The organism is Dictyobacter vulcani (assembly GCF_008974265.1).
Taxonomy (GTDB): domain Bacteria; phylum Chloroflexota; class Ktedonobacteria; order Ktedonobacterales; family Ktedonobacteraceae; genus Dictyobacter; species Dictyobacter vulcani.
In genome coordinates this window covers 644574-665813 of record NZ_BKZW01000003.1, presented here as the reverse complement: position 1 = coordinate 665813, position 21240 = coordinate 644574, and the positions used below count along the sequence as shown (strand labels likewise).

Below are 21240 nucleotides of genomic sequence, written 5' to 3'. Positions count from 1 at the left end.
GCAAGGGACCCTTTTTCATGCCTGCAACACGAAATCACTATCTGGCTTAATCGCCTGTGCTTTTACGGGCAGAAGTTTTGATGCTCTTGATACCTTTTAAGGACTGGATCTTGTCTATGGCCTGAGCCATTACGCTCTTGTCCCCGCAGTAACAATCAATTTGTAGGGTGCGCAGGTCGTTCCCATCCTCTACCTTTTTCGTGCGGATATCCATACTAATAACCTGTATCTGTAATTTATCCAGGATATCGTAGATACTACCAATCAAGAAGCCTTCTTTGTCACTGCCACTGCTGACTATAATACTGTGAACGTGCCGATTTTTATACGGCAGAACCACGGCTTCCAGGTAACGCATCGCGACCAGGATCATCAGAGCCATGATGGTGGTAATCGTGGCTTCGAGTAAAAAGCCAACACCACAGGCCATGGCAATTGCGGCCACAACCCAGACCGAGGCGGCAGTAGTCAGTCCTTTGACTTTTTGTTGATCCTGGCGAAAATAGATCGAGCCCCCTCCTAGAAATCCAATACCAGCAATAATATAGGAAGCGATACGCGTTGGATCGAGTTGGACATGTGGTACCTGGGTGAGATCATGGAAAGCATAGCCAGAAATAATTGTGAACAAGGTTGTGCCAACGCGATTAAGGCGTTCGTCCGAATACCAGTATTATGCTCACTGTACTCTCGTTCCCAACCAATCAATGCACCAAGAATCAGAGAGACAACCAGACGCAATAAAATTTCTGGAAAGCTAATCATGAATACGCTATTGCTCCTTGCTTTACAGCTGATTTTTGTTGAAACTATTCAAGACTTTTTAACGAGATACAGATAAGGACAAAACTAGCTAAAAAGGCGCTGACACTGCTATTGGTCCATTCATAAACTCTATGTAGAGAGGTTGAAGATTGTTCTCGAGGACAAGTATTTCTTGAACAGCCCCATTCAATCTGGATCTTATTATATCCAGGCTAAAAAAGCAATTGTGAAAATATTTTTTCAAGGTACAGAAAATCTCATGCTCATTTCTGGCCCATGCCACTGCTTGAGAACAATGCCTCACGACTATTGCTATACCCAACGGCATGGTCAGCTATACTATACTGGGAAGGAAACTCTTTTAGTCGCAAGGTAAGAGAAAGGGATCACTGTATGGAGTATCGTACTTTGGGTAACAGTGCGTTAGAGGTGCCAGTCATCGGTATGGGAACCTGGCGCACGTTTGATGGTCGCGGCGAGTCTGCTCAGAAAAATGCACGTATGCTGGTGGATACAGCACTCTCCAATGGGTGTCATTCTTTGATTCCTCGCCGATGTATGGTGTCGCAGAACAGGTGTTGGGAGAAAGTTTGCGTGACAAACGCGCAGATGCGCTGGTGGCCACAAAAGTCTGGGCCAATAGCCGCAGTGAAGGACAGGCCCAGGTGAAGCGAGCGCTCCAATTCTTTGGTGGCCGTGTCGATGTCTACCAGATTCATAATCTGGCTAATTGGCTTGAGCATCTTCCAATGCTGGAAGGGCTCAAGGAGAGTGGCCAGATTCGCGCGATCGGGGCTACCCACTACAGTCATAGCGCCTTTAACGAACTACGCAAAGTCATCAAAACCGGCCGCATCTCAGTTATCCAGATCCCATACAATCCCTTGCAACGCGAGTCGAGAAAGATATCCTGCCGCTGGCCGCCGACCTGGGGCTGGGAGTGATCGTGATGCGTCCCTTTGGCGAAGGGAGTCTGATGCGCAATATACCAACCGCTCAACAACTTGAGCCGCTCGCTCCTTTTGGGGTTACAACCTGGGGCCAGGCCTTGCTCAAATGGGTCCTCAGTGACCCACGCTGTCATGTCGCTATCCGGCCACCACCCGCACCCAACGCGTCATCGAAAACGCGGCCGCTGGAGATCCACCATGGTTCGGTCCAGGCGAACGAGATCTCGTCGCTCGCCTCGCCCGCGCATAGAAAATCGCCAATTTCGGTCCTGCACTCGCTTCAGGTTCCAATCAGGAGTTCAAGCGTGGCAGGACTTCTTCGGACAGTAGCCGTAGTGAGGTACTGTCCGGAAAGCCCTCATTTTTGAGCATGAAGTAATCGACCCCCAGATCAACAAAGGGTTTCATTTGTTCGATGATCTGACTCGGCGTGCCAACAAAAGGATTTGGCGAGCGGACTTGCTTCATGTCGATGCTGGCGGGATCTGTACCTTCGGGAACACAGAGACAGCCTCCGAACCATGTACGCCGCAGGGTGGCTGGATCTCGCCCGACCACCTGGCAGGCTTTTTCGCTCTCTGTGACCAGTTTGCGATAACTCTCGATATCAACCTGGGAGACATTCCACCAGTCACCATAACGGGCGGTGAGGCGCAACATGCGCGGCTGGGATGCGCCAACCATGATCGGCGGCAATGGCTCTGGCTTCGGCTCACAGTAGGCATCGCGGACCTGATAGTGCTTCCCCTCAATAGTAGCCCTGGGCTCGGTCCAGAGGGCTTTGACGATCTGCAACGTCTCATCTAGCTCTTCTACCCGCGTCCCGGCTGGTGGGAATTTATAGCCGTAGGCATCGTATTCTTCCTGGTGCCAGCCAGCACCAATACCCAGTATGAAACGCCCCTCGCTCATAAATTGAGCAGTTGCCGCCATTTTGGCCAGCAAGGCAGGATTGCGAAACGACTGGCAGAGGACAACGTGGCCAAATTGAAAGGTGGGATACAGCGCCGCCATATGGGTCAGGGCAGTCCACCCCTCCAGGAGTTGGCTATCCTTGAATTGTACATGATCAATAAACCAGATCGAGTCAAAACTCTCCACCACTGCATCAAGATTTTTGCGCGTCTGCTCCAGAAAGCCTCTGCGCGTCATACCATCCAGGGGCCGACTGGGCAATGCCAGTCCAAACTGTATATGTGCCATACTTCTTTTTCTTTCCCTCTCTAACTACACTATTACTAATAAAAAAACAGTATCGCACATCCAGCCATCCTCTGCCCATCAGTCGTACACATAAGTTTTCAAGGAATCCACGCAAAGAAAAAAGACGACCGTAATAGTTACGATCGTCTTCTCTCTTTGGGGGATGGCCTTGTTTATCCGTTCAAGGCATCGTTACACTGTTGCTCCATTTTGGTCAGGGCAGCATCAGATGTGGTCTGACCATTGAGAACGCTAGTGTAATCGTTGGTGATCTCATCACGGCACTTCTGCCAACCAGGAGCGCTGGAAGCAACGAAGGCGTTATTGATCTGCTCTGAGCCAACCTTACGAGCAGGTGTCTTGGTATAGTAGGCCTGCATATCAGGACTGCTATACACAGACTGACGAATAGGCAGGTAACCGGTCTTCTGGACGAAGGTGGTGTTGGTCTCTTTGCTGATCAGGAATTTCAGATAATCCCAGGCAACGGCGCGGGTGTCATCGCTAACGCCTTTGAAGAGCGAGAGGTTGGTGCCGTACAGAACGGTGTATTGTCCACCAGGACCACCAGGAATAGCTGCTTGATTGAAGTTGAAGCTATTTTTGACTGAAGCTTTCAGGAAGCTATAGCTGGCCACTGTGCTGATACCAAAGACAGCTTTTTGAGAAGTGAAGTCGTTCTGCCAACCATATTGCTTGGTCACATGCACGGCACCGGCTTTGACCAATGGAGCCAGGGTTTCCAGGGCGGCTTTGGCATAGGTTTTGTTGTTATCCTGCGTAAAGGTGACTTTCTGACCGTCAGCAGAAACAAAATCTTTTCCACCCAGGGCTTTATACAAAATGGACCACTCATCGACGCTTGGTGTTAATGAGAGACCCCACTGTGAACCATCGCTCTTGGTAACCTTGGCTACATCTTTGATCATCTCCTCCCAGGTGGTTGGTGGGGTGAGATTGTATTTCTTCAGGACATCAGCATTATAGTAAACGACTTCATCACTCTTGTTAAAGGGCATCATATACTGCTCGCCATCGATCTGGCCATCTTTTAACAGCGAAGGATAAAAGTCGGAAAGCTCTGAGTTGCTCAAGCCATTTTTACCAGCAATATATGGTTTCAGAGAAACAATATTGTTGTTCTGCTTATACTGAACGGCCCAGTTCTCATAAACCTGTGCGATGGCTGGTGGATTTTTGGCGGCAATAGCTGCATTCAACTTTGTCTGCAGGGTTGGATACGAATCGTAGGCCTGCAGGTTGATTTTAACCTTGGGATGCTTGGCCATATATTCTTTGGTCAGGCTTTCCAGGCTAGTCTTGTTGGCTCCAGCGGCGAAAGCCTCCCAGAAATTAATCGAATACTGCTTGTTGGCATCAAAGCTGGTTGGGTCACTGCTGTTGCTTGTTCCCCCCTTATTGCCCTGGTCGGTTGTATCCGCTGCTGTACCACAGGCAGATAAGAGTAGAACTGTGAGCACGAGCAAAACGAACGTGGGGTGAAACCATTTGCGATACATAAAATCCCTTTCCTTCATGGATAGAAGAAAAAATAAACAAACACATAAAAAATATGAGAGAACGAACAGCATCATGGCTATAAACAATCAGCCTTTGGTGCTGCCCGCTGATATTCCTTCGATAAATTGTCGTTGCGCCAGTAAGAAGACAATCAGTACTGGCAGCGTTGTAAAGGTTGCGGCGGCAGCTAGTCCGGTTGGATCTGTACCACCTTCTCCACTCATAAACGCTTGCAAACCAACTTCGATTGGGCGATGGGCGTCCGAACTGGTCACCAGATAGGGCCAGAGGAAGGAGTTCCAACTACCAATAAAAACCTGCAAGGCAACAACGGCAATGGCAGGTCGGGCTAGAGGGCTGCGATGCGCCACAGAAAACCGAAGCGCGAGCAGCCGTCTAGCTGGGCCGCTTCCCATAGGGATGGCGGCAGGGATAGAAAAAATTGTCGGATTAGAAAGATGCCTGAGATACTTACGGCATATGGGATAATCTGCACCTGGTAGGTGTCAATCCAACCCAGGTTTGAGACGATCAGATAGCTTGGGATCAAGGTGGCTTCGCCAGGGATCATGATCAGTCCGAGGGCCAGCAAAAACAAGATGGTGCGACCGGGAAATTTCATGGTGCCAAAGGCATATCCAGCCAGCAACGAGGTCAGCACTGACAGAGCAACGGTACAGGTGGCAACAAAGATGCTGTTCAAAAAGAACTGTAGCCACGGTGCCAGATCCCAGGCCCGGCTATAGTTAGACCATTCCCAGTCCGGCCAGAAGTGCGGGACGACATCGGCAGCACTATGCGTGGTGAGTAGCGATGTGATTCCCACCCAGTAGATTGGGAAAAAGGCGAAGACGGCTGCGACAATGATGAAAAAATAACGCAGCACGGTCTGAGTATGCAAATAGCTCCAACTCTTCCCTTGTCGGTTTCTGAGCGCTCTTCGGCGTCTGCTCGCCATGACGCGGAACTCCTCTTTGGTCTTCATGCTTCTACCGCCTGCGTTCCTCGTCGGGAGAGAGTGAACTGCACAATCGAAACAATAAAGACTAATAAAAATAAGATGACCGAGATGGCCGCGCCACGTCCATCATGGGGATTCGTAGAGAAACCTTCTGAGAAAAGATATAACCCCAAAGTGTTCGCGGAATTGTCAGGGCCTCCCACTGGACCAACCAGCAGAAAGGCTGGCTGAAACATTTTGAAGGCTTCAATAGTACCCAATAACATGACGACTAGAGTGATCGGAATTAACATTGGCCAGGTGATATGGCGAAAAATATGCCAGCTTCCCGCTCCATCAACCCGGGCTGCCTCTTTAAGCTCGGTTGGGATATTCCCCAGGCCTGCCAGAAAGATCACCAGGCTAAAACCGGCTGATTTCCAGGTGGTGTAGAGGATAATACTAAAGAGGGTCCAGTGCGGGTCACCCAGCCAATCAATCGCGGGTAGATGTAGCAACCTCAACAAGCCATCGAACAGACCATGATATTTATCAAACATCCAGTACCAGATCGCGGTTGTGGCAACCAGAGGTGTGATAAATGGCATAAAAATCAACAGTCGCCAGAAGGCTTTGGCTCGAATACCCGACATCAAACACAGCGCCAGAAACAAAGCGAGAAATAATTGTAGGGGAACCGAAATGATCACATACAGTACAGTTGTCTGCAAAGCATGCCAGAAGGTGGCGCTATGTAATAGATACTCGTAATTGGCCAGGCCAATAAATGGTTGGACTCCCTGGTTCAGGAAGCTCCATTTAAAAAGACTCATATAAAAGACAAAGGCGGCCGGCCCATACGAAAATACGGCCAGAACAATAAAGGCAGGTAAGAGATAGACGTAGGCCTGTCCTGTTGAGGTCCAACGCCGCAGGTGCCAGACCCACGAATGATTAATTTTCTTCGTCTGGTATCCTGGCACACTTACATTCTGCTTCAAAGCCATCATTCCATCCTATAACTGGTATGCCCTGGTAGTCTGTCAGACATCATTTGATGGGGAGGCGGGGATGCAAGGGCGGCGAGCCCCTTGACTGGGGGATCGGGGGCTGTGCCCCCGGCATCTCCCCCCATCCCGCCCGCGTAGCGGGCGCACAACCCATCACACGAAGTTTGACAATGTACTAGTCTAGTTAGCTCAAGTTAAGCCTGTATGATCATACAGAAAAATTACTGTTAAATACACATATGTATGATTCAGGCAAAGCAGAGTAATCATAAATGACCACAGAAAAGGAGCCGCCAGTTATGTGACCGCGCTCCCATGCCACCCTATATTACCTTATATTGGTCGTTTGAGCAATATGGTGTGGTATACATTCAGGGCTTTCCAATTCTCTTTTTGTCCCGCCTTCGGCGGGAGAAGAGGGAGGAGATGCGAGGACGCCTCGCGCTCCGGCAAGAGGCAGGCCGCCCCTTGCATCCCCGCTTGCAACCAGAATTGGATAGCACTGCCATCACACGCAGGGCTTTCCAATTCTAGAAAACGGAACAGTAGCCAGTAAGCAAGAGATCAAGAGCCTTGTCATATGATGCATCGAAATAGCGCATCTGTCGGGCAACATTGCGCACGCCGACACGATCCATCAAACTTAAGACGGTACTGTTCAGTTGAGCAAGGCGACTGGGAACAAGGCCCGTTCGGGTTTGGCATGCATCTTCTCCCAGTGTCACGTCGCGACGCCAATGTAAGCGATTTTCAATGGCCCAATGCTCTCTTATCAATGCTAAAATTTGTGAGGCTGGCGCTTTTTGTAAGGAAAGGCTACTCAACCCATAGACGACTTCATGGCGGCTCTCTCCTGTTTTGAGAAAGCGTGTCGTGCGTTCGATGCGAAAGACCTGCTCAATTCCTTGCCACTCTTTGGCAAACCAGTCGTTCAAGTCTGGGCTGCACACAATCTGACGATGTTCCAGCCGCCCATGGCCTTTGTCCCACGTTTCGGCTTCCTGCCAGCGTCGACGGTCAGGAGTAGGATCCTCGAAGAGATCAGCAATATCTTCTTTCAGCGTTGGCTGATTGTCTTTGGCAATGAGGAGATAGTCCCCTTCAAGCCGCTTGGTCTGCGCACAAAACGCTCGTTGGGTATGCAAAGCATCCAGGCTCAGAATACGTCCTTTCACGGTCTCGGTGGTCAATAGTGGCTTGAGATCACTGATTTCATTGTGCTTTTCTCGCACATCGCAATGCCAGAGAACTCTGCCAGTACTCACCTCATAACAACTGAGTTGATGGATCGGATGAGCTTGTTTGCTCGCGGCCCGAAGCGCTTTGCCATCAATTGCCAGGTGCCGATGATCAGCGTGGCCTTCGGGCGTGAGCAAGCGACTGGGTTCCTCTCCACATCGGGTTTGAGCCTCCCAACGCTGGAAAAATGCCGACAGGATCTCGTCAAGGCGCTTGGCGTCAATGGCTGCTAAGACATGGCAATAGGTCATCTGACAGGGCAGACTGCTTCGGCGTAACCCAAAGCGCTCAGCAAGGGTGACCTTGCGATGACGCAGCCATTCGGTCGCTCCACACAAACTCTTTTGCCCGGCCAATTTGGCCAGCACCAACAAACACAGGATCAAGGCGAGTTCGTAGCGTCTTCCTTGAGCACGTCGTGGGTCTGGGAGGGCTTGGAACGCTTCGTACAGTGAGAGCAACAGAAGGCTTTCTTCATTCGTCACGGATGCTCTCTTGACCGCCAAGGTAGTATAATCCATATGAGATTTCCTTTGTGGTTTTGAAGTTTTTTGTATTCTACAAGGAAATCTCTTTTTTTTCACCTCCTCTAGGAGAATTGGAAAGCCCTGGGTATACATTCAAGCATACGAGTAAGATGGCCTGACAACAAAATTCACACTCATGTCTCAATCCGCCAGGAACGATGGCGTATCTCCAGAGGTGTATAGCCAATAGCCTGATGGATACGCCTGGAGAAGTGAAACCGGGACTGAAAGCCGCAGCGCTCCGCTATTGTGCCAACAGGGAGGCCAGTCTGTTCTAGTAATTTGATCCCCATAGCAATGCGCTGCTCCCACACATAGGCCATTGGCGTTTTCTGCAACTGCACCTGAAACAGTCGAATCAAATGGGCAGGACTGATAGCAACAACGTCGGCAACCTTGCTTAAAGTGAGTGGCTCGGCAATATGCTCATAAATATACTGCACTGCCTGCTCAACAGCGCTATGCGTCAGACCACCATTCTTGCTGGCCAGTTGTTCACCCTCACCAATATATCGCCAGCAGATCTGCATCCCCAGGCTTTTCAGGATCTCGCTAGCGGTCGGAAAAGTACTTTCCTTGAGCACAAGTGCATCGTGCATGTGTTGTTGCATCGCTGGAGATAATGGAAGCGGCCAGGTCAGTTTCTGTAAACGCTCAATCAACATATGATCAGGCTTCACAAAATCCAGATGCACCCAGCTATGCACGGTCTCACAATCATCAGCAAACACAAAATACTCCTGATGACCCGGGTAAAGCACAAAAGCACTATTCGCTGGAATACAATATACGTACTCATCTAGCTGCAATGTAATCTGACCAGTATACACAAAAACAAATTGCAACCATGGTTGAATACGTGGACCCAGGCTACTCCCCGGTGGATACACCACATCACCAACTGTTACCTCTACAGGCCAGAGCAACCGTGCCTCTTCATTATTTGACCTCATTGCATCCTCCTGATCATATCCCCAAAAAAGTAAACGATTACTGTGCTGAAAAATAGAGACAAATAATACATATACTTATGTATATATAACACATATTCAGTTCCAGCAACGTACTTTATGCTCCAGCTAAGAGTAGCTATAAACGCGCTACCCAGGCCATCTGCCAGCACTATCCTTGCCCGACTGACGACAAACGATGCCTGGATATAGGAGAGCTGCCGATTACAGAAAGTAAGGCGTCGCCCAACTGGTGATCATTAACTTTGCCAACTAGCAAACAATTATGTGTGATATGCTATTTTTATGGCGCAGGGTGAATGGACACTTTGACAAACTTTCTATATAACAGGAGCGAACGTCTGGGCGTTTTGTAACGCGTTCGTTGTTAGTAGATAAAGAGGAAACGACAATGAAGTTTGGTATCTGCACATCTTTTCAGCATATTCCACAGCTCCGTAATCATTCCTATGACTATCTAGAGGAAAGCGTTCAGCGTTTTCTGATACCTGAGCGTTCACAGCAAGAGTTTGAGGAACAATTGCGCTCGGCGCGCCAGTTTGCCTTTCCGATTGAGGCGGCAAATTCGTTGCTTCCTTCACAGCTGACGCTGGTAGAATCTCCGAGCCAGCAAGTGGATAGAGCTCGGCTGGAAAAATATATGCGCACCGCATTGCAGCGGGCGGAACAGGCTGGGATCCGTATCTTTGTCTTTGGTAGTGGGCCGGCTCGAGCCTGTCCTGCTGATATAGATAAGGCTGCTGCGACCAGGCAGCTGGCAGATCATCTGGCCAGTTGGAGTAACCAGGCACGTCAACATGGGGTTCAGATTGTACTTGAGCCATTGCGCTATGAGGAATCCAACGTCTTTAATACGGTCGCTGAGGGTGGAGCGATGGTCTCAGGCATTGAACAGTCCGGGGCACGCCTGTTAGCAGACCTCTATCATATGGCTTGCAATGGTGAGGAACCGCAGTCGATCCTCCCCTATGGCTCGCTACTGGCACATGTCCATGTGGCCGAGAAGCAGGAACGCGCGGCCCCTGGTCGCTTTGGTGAGGATTTTCGCGCCTATCTGGCTGCCTTACATCAGGCTGGCTATGATCAGCGCATCTCGATCGAGTGCAACTGGAAATACCTGGCTGCCGAGGCTGGTCCAGCCCTGGCTACACTACGTACTCAGTGGACTGAGAGTAGTAAACAGGCAGTATAAAAACAAGAAGAGGTTTTTGCGATGACAGATGGGCAGACGACGATACACCATTCGGCGGCGCTTGAGCAGCTAGTTGCAGAGGATGCAGCTGGCTTCTTGCGCCGTAGCGCGGGCAAGATGGCGGAACTCGGGAGCGAAAATGGCACACTGAAGCTGGATTGGGTCGAGGGAGTCGCGCGCTTGCTAGCGGATCCCACTGGACTGGAAACGGTCGAGGACGAGGCGCAGGCGTTATGGCAACAGGGTATCCGCCATATTATCTGGGCTGGTATGGGTGGCTCGATTATTACGGTGCGTGTCCTGAAACAACTTGGTTTCTGCACAGCAACACCCGATGCCGGCATCAACATTTATCCCCTGGATAGTACTGATCCAGCAGCCCTGAACGCGATTGTACGCCAGCTCGCCGAGGCGAAAGGTCTGGAGTTTGGTGATGGAAACACCTTTGCTCCTGAGCAACTCCAGCATCTATTGCAGGATACGATGATGGTCGGGGTGGCAATGGGGATGACCTCTGAGGAGCCGATCACCCATCTGGCCTGGTTTACTCAATTGTTAGAGCAAGCAGGCCTCTCACCCGCGGAACATTTGCTGGTCATGACGCTGCCCGATTCCTATCTGGATCGTTTTGCCCGTGAGCAGCATGCTCCCAGCCGACCGCTCCAGCTGGATGGTGGGAGTGGCACTGGTGGCCGCATGAGTGCTCCGGCAACTCGCGTCTTTCTGCTACCGGCTGCCCTCTATCTTACGCGGCACTCCAATCATCCTGGCCAGTTGCGCCATGTCTTGAGTCAGGCCTGGCAAGCCTACAATCTGGAACTGGCCGCGAGTCAGCCTGCGCAACATCCGTTTGTCCAACTGGCCGCCGCGCTCTCTACAGCCAGTAACGCCGCTACCTGTCGCCTGCTCTTTGATGCTCCGGAGCACTGGAACTCACTGATAATCTGGATTGAGCAGTTGATGGAGGAGAGTCTGGGCAAAGATAACAAGGGTGTAGTGATTTTCCGGGATCAGGATTTGAATCCGCAGGCCCCCGATTTCAGTACGCAGGGGCTGCTACGTGTTCACCTCTCGACTGACATGATCACCGAGGCTACCCACGATCTACCATTCTTTACATTATATCAACCCTATCTGGCAGCCAGTGATCCAGTCGAGCGGTTAACGGCATTGACAACCTGCTTCCTGGGCTGGCAACTGACGATGGCACTCTATGGCTATCTCCATGATATTACCTTTTCAGGCCAGCCTGCGGTCGAGAACTATAAAGCCGGTGCTCGTAAGTTACGCGACCTGCCAGATCCTTTGCAAGTGCTTCAGGATTGGTCAGCAACGTTTACAGCTGAGGGTCTGACGCTCTATGCGCCTGCGGAGGTTTCACAACAGGAGAATATCGTATCGGCGGTGACGAGTACGCTACGGAGGCGGCAGCCTGCGTATCTGGATTTCACTATTAATGGCGAAGCTCCCCAGGAACTAAAGGCAGCGGTGGCGCAACGACTCTATCCACTGGCGAACGAGCGCCTGGGCGTCCCACTCAAACTACGTGAGGCTCCTGCTGATTATCATTCAACCGAGCAGAGCGAGATGGATGGTCCACCAGATCTGGTCAGCCTGCGTATCCTGTTCCGTGAACACGAACCCATCCTGGCTGGTACGTATAGCGATAATTTCCTGCGTGCCCAGGCAGTCAGTACCTGGCAGGCGATGATCGGACAGGGCCGGGCCTGCTTCTTGCTGGTAATTGATGGCCCAATCGCCCAGGCCAACGAGCGTCTGGTGTACTATCTGGACTCTTTATAATTCTATCTGCTTATAATCCAACATTGATCAAGGAGAGATATATATCATGGAGAAACTACGCTTTGGCATCGTAGGCTGCGGCGTGATCGGACCCACCCATGCGGAAGCCATTCAAAGTCTTGAAAAGGCTGAACTGGTAGCGGTAGCCGATGTCGTACTGGAAAAAGCGCAGAAACTGGCCGATAAATTTCACGTCAAATCCTATACCAGTTTACAAGAGATGCTGGCGGCTGAGGAACTGGATGTGGTTGATGTCTGTACGCCCAGCGGAATGCATGGTGAGCATGCCTGCCAGATTATGCGTGCTGGTAGCAACGTGATTATTGAAAAGCCGATGGAGATCCGTCACGATCGCATCGAAGAGATCCTGCGTGTACAGCAGGAGACGGGCAAGAAACTGGCTGTGATCAGCCAACACCGCTTTGATGAGGCCTCGCAACAGGTTCATCAATTGATTAAGGAAAAAGCGCTGGGCCGCCTGGTGCTGGGCAACGCGGTCATTCCCTGGTGGCGTTCACAAAAATATTATGATAGTGGAGCCTGGCGTGGCACCAGGGAATTGGATGGCGGTGGCATCCTGATGAATCAGTCGATCCACTCGATTGATATTCTGCAATGGTTGATGGGACCAGTCAAGAGCATTCATGCCTATACCGATACACTGGTACATACGATGGAGACCGAGGATGTAGCCGTGGCGGTCCTGCGCTTCGCCAATGGCGCTCTGGGTACTATCGCGGCTACCACCGGCGCTTATCCCGGCGTGACCACGCGCATTGAGGTCTGCGGTGACAAGGGCTCGGCCGTCATCGAAGATGATCGCCTTGGTTATTTACACCTGGCCAGTCAGGACTCTGAAGAGGTAGGCCCTTATGGTGGCGGAGTCAAAAAGTCTGAAACACCAAAAGCTGAAAAGGCCGCCACCGCCAGCGATCCAGCCGCTCTGCAGGCAACCACACACGCCGCTCAGATCGAAGATATGATTCGGGCCATCCAGCAGAACGGCACCCCACTGGTAGATGGACAGGCCGCCCGCCATCCAGTCGAAATTATCCTTGGCATCTATGAATCTGCCCGCACTGGCAGGGAGGTAAAACTTTCATGATCCGTCTCTCAGCATTCGCCGACGAAATCTCACCCGATCTGCATGAACAGATCGCGGTCCTGCAAAGCGAGAATATCCACGCTATCGATCTGCGTTCGGTTGATAAGATCAACGTGTTGGATCTCTCTGATCAACAGGTCCAGACTATCAAGCGCACCCTGACAGATGCCGGAATCGTCGTGGCCGCCATCGGTTCACCCATTGGTAAAGTGCCCATCGATAGCTCTTTCGAGGAGCATCTGGCGCGCTTCGACCGCTCCATTACGGTGGCCAGAGCCCTGGATACGCGCTATATCCGCATCTTCTCGTTCTATCCACCCACTAAAGCCGGGTCCGGAACCAGCGATCCTGCCAGTTATCGCGAGCAGGTCATCAGCAATCTGCGAGAGATGACACGTCGTGCCCGGGAGGCGGATGTCCAGTTGATCCACGAAAATGAGAAGGACATCTATGGCGACACAATCGCCCGCAATGTGGACCTGCTCAAAAACATCAACGACGTGCACTTCCGCTCGGTACTGGATCCTGCAAACTACCTGCAATGCGACCAGCGACCCTATCCCGACGCCTACGAAGCAACGAAGCCCTGGCTTGAATACGTCCATGTCAAAGATGTACGCGCCGACAGTTCTATGGCCGTCGCCGGCGAAGGCGAATCTAACTGGCCTGCCATCCTGCAACGCCTGCGCAGCGATGGCTACAACGGCTACATTGCCCTCGAACCCCATCTGGCCGCCGCTGGTCAATATCAAGGCTTCAGCGGCCCCGACCTGTTCCGCCGTGCCTCGCAGGCCCTCCAGACCCTGCTCCGCGACATGGACTGGTCTTACGCTTAAATTTTCTGGAGCAGCGGGTCATTACCGCTGCTCCACAGTTATCTATTCCGTTCATACCAATTGAATCCAGTAGCGACATATCGGCACAGGCCATCTCTCGATCTGAATAATATTCTCCAATACACCTCCATTAACTTCAATAATGGCCCTGGAGCTCCTATTTTCCTCATCGCAAGTCAAAAGTACACGCTCCAGACCACGAGCTTTCGCCTTTTCTAACCCATAGTTGAGGATAAGCTTTCCATTGCCTTGCTTTCTGCGCGATGGGCGAATGACATATCCAATATGCCCGCCTTTTTGCAACAGGAACTCATCTAATTTATGGCGTAAAATAAACGTGCCAAGATAGTCATTTCCATCAACCAGCCAGAATTCTGAAAAGGGAATTTGTCCCGGCTCGATCCTGGCAATGTCTGCCTGATCATGCAAGCGTTGCACAAAACTAGAGAAATGGGTAGCTATCTGTTCCCGGGAAATATTCTGCTGTCGACCCTCGGCTTGCAATTCGCCAAGAGCCTCAAGGTAACTATCTCTGTAATTTTCTGAGGGTAGTGTTAGTAAAGCCATTCATACATTACCTTTCTTGATAAACGCTATTTAAATGTAATGATTTTAACAGCTACAAAAACGCTGTTACGGTACCCTCCATAATAGCATCCAAACTCAATCAACTCTTGTAAAACATTGACAAAATAGTTGCGTGCACAATATAATTGCAATATTGCAATTATATTGTCTATGCAACTATTCGGAGGATACAACTATCAGTAACGGAGATCGCCAGCTATTTATTCACAGTATGAGCCAGTTCCGGCGCGGAACCATGCGGGATTTCCTGTTCAATGTCTTAAACTCGTTTGGAGACTTTGATTTTACCCTGCCACAGATGGCAACACTGCTACTCCTGGAAGAAGAGGGCGAGTTGACGGTCAAACGGCTGGCCGAACTCTTACGGCGCTCGGTCTCCGCTACGAGCCGTTTACTGGATCAACTGGTCGAACGGGGCCTGGTGGATAGATATGAGGATGAAAACGATCGGCGTGCGAAACGTCTGAAGGTTACGTCCGCTGGCCGTGGTTTGATCGACCAAATCGAACACAAGCGCTCAGAAAGACAATGGACGTTGATCGAACAGCTTTCGCCACAGGAACAGGCCGAGGTCGCGCATGCAATGGCACTACTAGCCAAAGCAAGTCAAATGAAACAATCTGATGAACATCACGATTGATAAAACAGCAGGTGTATTATGCAAGATCAACAACAGGTCAATACTCATTCTCAGCGGCAAAGCGAGGCATTCATCCTACCTTTTTCCGCCCTTGATCATGCTTCACTCCCTCTGGTAGGTGGCAAAGGAGCCAACCTGGGTGAATTGACCCGCGCTGGCTTCGCGGTCCCGCCAGGATTTTGCGTGACAACTATGGCTTATACATTAGTAGCCCGGGCTGCCGGGCTGGACACTATTCTGGCTGAACTGGCCCACACCCCTGACAGCGACAGTGTCAGGCTGGCAGAGTTAGCAACGGCCGCTCGCACTCTTTTGTTAGCTGCGGATGTACCTGCAGCGATCACAGAGGCTATTCGTGAGGCCTATCACACGCTAGGAGATGGAGCACCAATCCCGGTCGCTGTACGCTCTTCAGCCACTGCTGAAGATCTCCCATCCGCCAGCTTTGCGGGTCAACAGGATACCTATTTGAATATCGTTGGTATTGAAGCGGTACCGGATGCAGTCAGACGCTGCTGGGCCTCATTGTGGACAGATCGCGCCGTTAGTTATCGCCAGAGTCTGGTGCTTGACCAGAGCACGGTCCAGTTATCTGTTGTCGTACAATGCCAGATCGCGTCCTCGGTCGCCGGGGTGCTTTTTACTGCCAATCCATTAACCGGCAAACGGCAGCAGGCGGTGATCGATGCCAATCCTGGTCTGGGCGAGGCGGTCGTCTCTGGACAGGTTAATCCCGATCATTTTGTCGTCAATACGCTGCTCGGCGAGATCGTTGAGCGTCACCTGGGAGATAAACGTTTCGCCATCCAGCCCAGTCCGGACGGCGGTACTGAACATATCGAAGGAGTCGGAAATAGCGAAACACCCTGTCTTACTGATGAGCAAATATGCAAACTGGCAAAGTTAGGGGCACAAATCGAAGCTCATTATGCTCTACCTCAGGACATCGAGTGGGCGCTGGATGCTTCCGAGCAGATCTGGATCACACAAACCCGTCCAATTACAACCTTGTATCCATTGCCCGCCAATGCGCCAGGCACGGATGATGACCTGCGAGTGTATTTTTCGCTGAGTGTGGCACAGGGCGTCTATGGACCGTTTACCCCTATGGGTATACAAGCTTTCCGCCTGTTCAGCGCCACTGCCGCCACCTTTATTCTAGGCCAACCACCACAGGATCCCCTGGCGGGTCTCCCGGTCCTGGTTGATATGGGTCAACGCCTCTTTATCGATGTCACACCAATTATACGCAATACGCTTGGTCGTAAACTCATCATCCTGGTTTTAAAGGGGATGGAGACACGCGGCTCAGTAATCTTGCAAAACTTGATTACTGATCAACGACTGACTCCGAGCCGCTACTCGCGTGGACATGCGCTGCTCAGGTTTCTCCAGATAGTCATACAGACAAAAATCCCCCTGCTGGCTGCGCGTGCCATCTGGCGTCCAGCGGCGGCACGGCAACGCATTGCCAGACTAGAAGCGCAGTTGCGGCAACAAAGCACATCATTTCACGCCGCCACATCCGAGGAATATCTAACCGCCGTGGAGAAACTGCTACTGACTGATGGTATCCGGGTGATCCGCACCGTTTTTCCGGTCGCCTTTGCCGGAATCGGTGCTCAAGTACTGGCCTCCAGACTCCTCAAGCGCCTCGCGACACCCGATGAAGTCCAGGTCTTGCTGCGCGGCCTGCCCTATAATCCAACCACCACCATGGATATGGCACTCTGGAAGCTGGCGCAACAACTACAAAAGGATCCCCTGCTGACCAGTAAGGTCCGTGACACTCCTCCGGCACAGCTAGCAGCAGAATACCATCAGGGCATACTCCCTCCAGTATTTCAACAGGCCCTGGAGGAGTTCCTGCAAAACTATGGTCATCGAGGTGTAGCAGAGATCGATCTAGGACTTCCACATTGGTCTGAGGATCCTACCCATATTCTGGGCGCACTCGCCAATTATCTCCAACTCACCAACGCTGAACTGGCTCCTGATGTACAATTTAAGCGTGGCCAACAGGAAGCGGAGGCAATGCGGCTTGAGTTAATCCGCCGGGCACGACGCAAAGGCTGGCTGCGCGGCAAACTGGTCAGTTTCTACTTGAAGCGGATCCGTGAGTTGTCTGGCGTGCGTGAAATGCCGAAATATCTGCTTGTCCTGCTTATGACACAGGGACGGAAGTTGCTCTGGCCAGTGGGAAAGGAACTGGCTAAGGCTGGACGCTTAACACAGGCTAAGGATATCTTTTTCGTGACCATTCCTGAGGCACGCGCTGGCTTGTCTGGCAAAGATCTGCGCCCACTTGTACAGGAACGTCGTGCCAGCTATACCTACGAACAGAAACGTAAACACGTGCCACGCTTTTTGCTCTCGGACGGTACCGAGCCAACCATGGCAACTCCAACCGCCCGCACCAGTGATGACACATTACAAGGCACGCCAGCATCAAGCGGACACGTAACCGCAAAGGCACGCGTCATCCTGGATCCAATCGGTGCCCATCTGGAACCTGGAGAAATCCTGGTCGCGCCCTCTACTGATCCTGGCTGGACCCCGCTCTTTCTCACTGCCAGCGGCCTGATCATGGAGATGGGCGGTGCAATGTCCCATGGCTCCGTCGTTGCGCGCGAGTACGGTATTCCAGCCGTCGTCGGAGTCGCAGGAGCCACAGAACGCATCACCACAGGCCAGCACGTCACCATCAATGGCTCCACCGGCATCATCACCATCAACGAAACGCCAACTCTATAACGAATGATACGCTGATATACAGGTTTATTTAAAAAAACCTGGCTTGCCCCACACCATGCTGCTTACGATCGAGAGCGTCAGTTGCCCATCCTGAGCATAGGGCTCAATAAGCTCCCTGACGCCCTCGTCGAAGCGCCTGGCCGCCTCTTCCCCATGCGCTCACGCGATAAGCCGTTGCGCGAGTGATAGGATTGAATATAGGCTTCTTCGCTTTGAATATAAGAAACAGGCGCTGCTACAAAACTGCCACGGACTTCAAAGAGGTGCCGCTGCTCCAGTTCGTCGATAAGATCGTAGCTCCTGTATTCTTTATTGGTGGAAAATTCATTAATGAGTGTAAGCAGTTTTTCATCCCAGGGATTTTTCTCGCTACTTCTGCCCGCAATGGCCAGATAGCCATGAGGCGTGAGCAGGCGCTCAAATAGTGGACAGACAATATCCCACTCCATCCAATGCAGGCTCTCGCCGGCGGTGATCAATGCATATGGCGGTTGCAATGATACATCTTCGACTCGTCCATATAGCCAGTGCAGGCCGGGATGGTCTCCATTTGGGAGCGACCTGCCCTTTTCAAGCATGGCCTGCGAAAAATCCACTGCATCCACTCGCTCCACCTCATTAATCAGACGCCGCGCCAGGTCACCAGTCCCACAACCTACATCCAATACAGATCGTGGCTCATCCGTCACAAGTTCCGCCAGCTTTTTGATAGCTTCATCCGCATACACAGGACGATGATGATAGACATCCACAATACTCCGATCCTGAAACTGCTCCGCATATTTTAATCCCAGGTGACTCGGCTTCGGCTTCATAGCAACCTTGCTCCTTTTTCTTTATCAACAACTTTATTTATTATGAACTACGCATACCCCCCATGATAAGTTCATTAACATCCATCCAACAACCACAAAATACTACAACAAAATATATCGTATGATCTATACTATTCATATCAAGAGGATGAGTAAATATCGCCGGTTTCGTTTTCTCTATCATTCAGCTCTCGATTATGCAAAAAAAGATGAATGGTGCTAACAGGTCATGGAACAAATATCAGCATCGCTCACATAATTAGTGGGCATATTCTCTACCTCTAAAAGATACTCTACAGAAAAAGGATGCCAGTACGCGCCTTTGCATACTGGTATCCAGCAAAAAACAGCCTAGACCTCGGCGTCGATGCCGAGGTTGGCACGGACATTGGTTTCACTAAAGGTTTCAACGGCCGCTTCGTCTCTGGTGACCAGAGAAACAACGATAGCAACGGCAAAGCTGAGTGGGATGGCAACCAGGCCGGGATTCTCGAGTGGGAAAAGGGCTTTGGCCTGGATTAAATGGGCGGCCGCGGCGGCGGTTCCTGGCGGATCAACTGCCATGATGGCCGGGCTGACCATGATCAGGATCACCGATGAGATGAGACCCACAAGCATACTTGAGATCATTCCGGCAGTTGTGAAGCGCCGCCAGAAGATCGAGAGGATGATTGATGGGACGTTAGCGCTGGCCGCTACGGCAAAGGCGAGTCCAACCAGGAAAGCCACGTTGCTATAGTGTAGCGCAATGGCCAGGAAGATCGAGATGACGCCGATGATGCCTGCGGTAATTTTCGCTACCAGTACCTGCTCGCGCTCGTCTTCGCGGCCGCGTTTGACCACATTGAGCCAGATATCATGCGCAAAGGCTGATGAGCCAGCAATAGTAAGTCCTGCGACCACAGCAAGAATCGTGGCAAAAGCGACAGCAGCGATAAAGGCCAGGAAGAGGGTTCCACCGACGGCTTCAGCCAGCAATGGTGCTGCCAGATTCTGGTTGGCGATATGGGCTTTACCAACCAGGGTGGCAGCCCCAAACCCCAAAAAGGTGGTCAGGATATAAAAGACGCCAATGATTGCTGTCGCCCAGACAACCGAGGAGCGAGCCGTGCGAGCCGTTGGTACGGTGTAGAAGCGCATCAGGATATGGGGCAAACCAGCGGTTCCTAAGACTAAAGCCAATCCAAGTGAGATCAGGTCTAGCTGGCCATAGGTGCCATGGTAACGCAGGCCTGGAGTAAGATAGCTCTGGGAAACCAGGGTTCCACTACTACATGCTCCATCCTTGAGTGTGCCACCACCGGTACAATATTTTCCAACAACCCCATGAATAGCGTCAAAGAAGTTGCCCAGCGAGAAACCGTAATGACTCAATACCAGAATCGAGAGGATCAACGTACCACCCATGAGTAGTACCGCTTTAACGATCTGTACCCAGGTAGTAGCCAGCATACCACCGAAGATGACATAAAAGATCATCAGCAGGCCGACGATAATGATCGCCCAGTTATAATCCAGGCTCGGCACCAGCAAACTTACCAGGGATCCAGCCCCGACCATCTGCGCAATCATATAGATCAGTGTGACAATCAGCGTTGATATCGCGGCGACGGTCCGTACCGAACGATTGCGCAATCTGAAGGAGAGGACGTCTGCCATGGTAAATTTACCAATGTTCCGCAATGGCTCGGCTACCAGAAACAGAACCGTCAGGTAGGCGACCAGAAAGCCAACCGAGTACATGAAGCCATCGTACCCAAAGAAGGCAATCAGGCCAGCAATACCCAGGAATGATGCGGCAGACATATAATCGCCTGCCACTGCCAGACCGTTCTGGGCACCACTAATTTTGCGACCGGCGGCATAAAAGTCAGTCGTGGTACGCGTACGCCGGGAAGCCCAGAGGGTGATACCCAGCGTAATCAGCACAATGACGCCAAACATCAGCAGCGTTTGCAGTTCTTTTGAGGTCATTCTTTATTTCCCCCTCGTACGCGCGCCACAATGCGCTCTACCAGCCGATCAAACGTACCGGCACGCCAGACATAGATCCCCATCAAAATCCAGGCCATGAAAAATTGCGAGAGTGCAAACAAATAGGCCACATTGATATTGCCAAACACGCTGGCATTAGCCACGTCAGGCATATATCCAACCACAATCAAAAAAACAAAATAGTAGAGCAGAAAAAAAATGGTGGCGGGAATAATCAGGTTGCGTTTGGTGCGAACAAGCTCGCGGAACTCACTATCACGCTCGATAGCCTGCCAGTCACGGAGAGCAGTGTGCTGATCATCAACAACTTCAGTGTTGCGAGCCGGAATGGATTTTCCCCCATCTTGAGGAGAGGTAGCATCAGCCATAGCAGATAACCTCCAGTG

18 protein-coding genes and 1 pseudogene are annotated in these 21240 nt (G+C 51.3%); 7 read left to right on the top strand and 12 right to left on the bottom strand.

What is annotated here, in order from left to right:
• Positions 1 to 46: 46 nt before the first annotated feature.
• A pseudogene (locus KDW_RS27030) lies at positions 47 to 765 on the bottom strand (MgtC/SapB family protein).
• A 530-nt stretch (positions 766 to 1295) separates the two neighbouring features.
• On the opposite strand from KDW_RS27030, the gene KDW_RS27020 reads away from it, so the two are divergent.
• On the top strand, positions 1296 to 1709 hold the full coding sequence (locus tag KDW_RS27020; RefSeq protein WP_151759021.1) for an aldo/keto reductase: 414 nt from the start codon (positions 1296 to 1298) through the stop codon (positions 1707 to 1709).
• A gap of 297 nt (positions 1710 to 2006) precedes the next feature.
• On the opposite strand, the gene KDW_RS27015 is transcribed toward KDW_RS27020, so the two are convergent.
• The 7 genes from KDW_RS27015 to KDW_RS26985 form a co-directional block, all read right to left on the bottom strand.
• Positions 2007 to 2918 carry an LLM class flavin-dependent oxidoreductase gene (locus KDW_RS27015; RefSeq protein ID WP_151759020.1) on the bottom strand — a complete coding sequence of 304 codons (912 nt, stop codon included), beginning with the start codon at positions 2916 to 2918 and terminating at the stop codon, positions 2007 to 2009.
• A 173-nt stretch (positions 2919 to 3091) separates the two neighbouring features.
• Positions 3092 to 4438 carry an ABC transporter substrate-binding protein gene (locus KDW_RS27010; protein WP_151759019.1) on the bottom strand — a complete coding sequence of 449 codons (1347 nt, stop codon included), beginning with the start codon at positions 4436 to 4438 and terminating at the stop codon, positions 3092 to 3094.
• A gap of 87 nt (positions 4439 to 4525) precedes the next feature.
• Positions 4526 to 4810 (bottom strand): ABC transporter permease family protein, encoded by a 285-nt coding sequence (locus KDW_RS27005; protein ID WP_151759018.1) that lies wholly within the window; start codon positions 4808 to 4810, stop codon positions 4526 to 4528.
• Positions 4789 to 5424, bottom strand: a complete 636-nt coding sequence (locus tag KDW_RS27000; protein ID WP_151759017.1) for a carbohydrate ABC transporter permease — start codon at positions 5422 to 5424, stop codon at positions 4789 to 4791. The genes KDW_RS27005 and KDW_RS27000 overlap by 22 nt, the downstream gene beginning before the upstream one ends.
• Entirely contained in the window at positions 5421 to 6380 is a 960-nt protein-coding gene (locus tag KDW_RS26995; protein ID WP_162005650.1) for a carbohydrate ABC transporter permease, read from the bottom strand. Before KDW_RS26995 ends, KDW_RS27000 begins: the two co-directional genes overlap by 4 nt.
• Before the next feature lie 539 nt (positions 6381 to 6919).
• Positions 6920 to 8149: an ISAs1 family transposase gene (locus KDW_RS26990; protein WP_162005649.1), complete on the bottom strand. Its 1230-nt coding sequence runs from the start codon at positions 8147 to 8149 to the stop codon at positions 6920 to 6922.
• A 140-nt stretch (positions 8150 to 8289) separates the two neighbouring features.
• Positions 8290 to 9108: a helix-turn-helix domain-containing protein gene (locus KDW_RS26985; RefSeq protein WP_151759014.1), complete on the bottom strand. Its 819-nt coding sequence runs from the start codon at positions 9106 to 9108 to the stop codon at positions 8290 to 8292.
• Positions 9109 to 9517: 409 nt separating this feature from the next.
• Here KDW_RS26985 and KDW_RS26980 point away from each other — a divergent pair, with 409 nt between their 5' ends.
• The 4 genes from KDW_RS26980 to KDW_RS26965 are packed head-to-tail and all read left to right on the top strand — an operon-like array spanning position 9518 to position 14062.
• Positions 9518 to 10318, top strand: coding sequence for a sugar phosphate isomerase/epimerase family protein (locus KDW_RS26980; protein WP_151759013.1), 801 nt, complete (start codon positions 9518 to 9520; stop codon positions 10316 to 10318).
• A 21-nt stretch (positions 10319 to 10339) separates the two neighbouring features.
• Positions 10340 to 12121 (top strand): hypothetical protein, encoded by a 1782-nt coding sequence (locus tag KDW_RS26975; protein ID WP_151759012.1) that lies wholly within the window; start codon positions 10340 to 10342, stop codon positions 12119 to 12121.
• A gap of 46 nt (positions 12122 to 12167) precedes the next feature.
• Positions 12168 to 13226, top strand: coding sequence for a Gfo/Idh/MocA family protein (locus tag KDW_RS26970; protein WP_151759011.1), 1059 nt, complete (start codon positions 12168 to 12170; stop codon positions 13224 to 13226).
• Positions 13223 to 14062: a sugar phosphate isomerase/epimerase family protein gene (locus KDW_RS26965; RefSeq protein WP_151759010.1), complete on the top strand. Its 840-nt coding sequence runs from the start codon at positions 13223 to 13225 to the stop codon at positions 14060 to 14062. Before KDW_RS26970 ends, KDW_RS26965 begins: the two co-directional genes overlap by 4 nt.
• A gap of 51 nt (positions 14063 to 14113) precedes the next feature.
• On the opposite strand, the gene KDW_RS26960 is transcribed toward KDW_RS26965, so the two are convergent.
• Positions 14114 to 14629, bottom strand: coding sequence for a GNAT family N-acetyltransferase (locus KDW_RS26960; protein WP_151759009.1), 516 nt, complete (start codon positions 14627 to 14629; stop codon positions 14114 to 14116).
• A 232-nt stretch (positions 14630 to 14861) separates the two neighbouring features.
• Here KDW_RS26960 and KDW_RS26955 point away from each other — a divergent pair, with 232 nt between their 5' ends.
• Positions 14862 to 15290: a MarR family winged helix-turn-helix transcriptional regulator gene (locus tag KDW_RS26955; RefSeq protein ID WP_151759008.1), complete on the top strand. Its 429-nt coding sequence runs from the start codon at positions 14862 to 14864 to the stop codon at positions 15288 to 15290.
• 18 nt (positions 15291 to 15308) lie between these two features.
• Positions 15309 to 18044, top strand: a complete 2736-nt coding sequence (locus tag KDW_RS26950; protein WP_151759007.1) for a PEP/pyruvate-binding domain-containing protein — start codon at positions 15309 to 15311, stop codon at positions 18042 to 18044.
• A 77-nt stretch (positions 18045 to 18121) separates the two neighbouring features.
• On the opposite strand, the gene KDW_RS26945 is transcribed toward KDW_RS26950, so the two are convergent.
• From KDW_RS26945 to KDW_RS26935, 3 genes are all read right to left on the bottom strand, one after another.
• Entirely contained in the window at positions 18122 to 18859 is a 738-nt protein-coding gene (locus tag KDW_RS26945; RefSeq protein ID WP_151759006.1) for a class I SAM-dependent methyltransferase, read from the bottom strand.
• A gap of 351 nt (positions 18860 to 19210) precedes the next feature.
• Complete coding sequence (locus tag KDW_RS26940) at positions 19211 to 20833, bottom strand: solute symporter family protein (protein WP_151759005.1); 1623 nt, start codon at positions 20831 to 20833, stop codon at positions 19211 to 19213.
• Positions 20830 to 21222, bottom strand: coding sequence for a DUF485 domain-containing protein (locus tag KDW_RS26935; RefSeq protein ID WP_151759004.1), 393 nt, complete (start codon positions 21220 to 21222; stop codon positions 20830 to 20832). Before KDW_RS26935 ends, KDW_RS26940 begins: the two co-directional genes overlap by 4 nt.
• Positions 21223 to 21240: the final 18 nt, after the last annotated feature.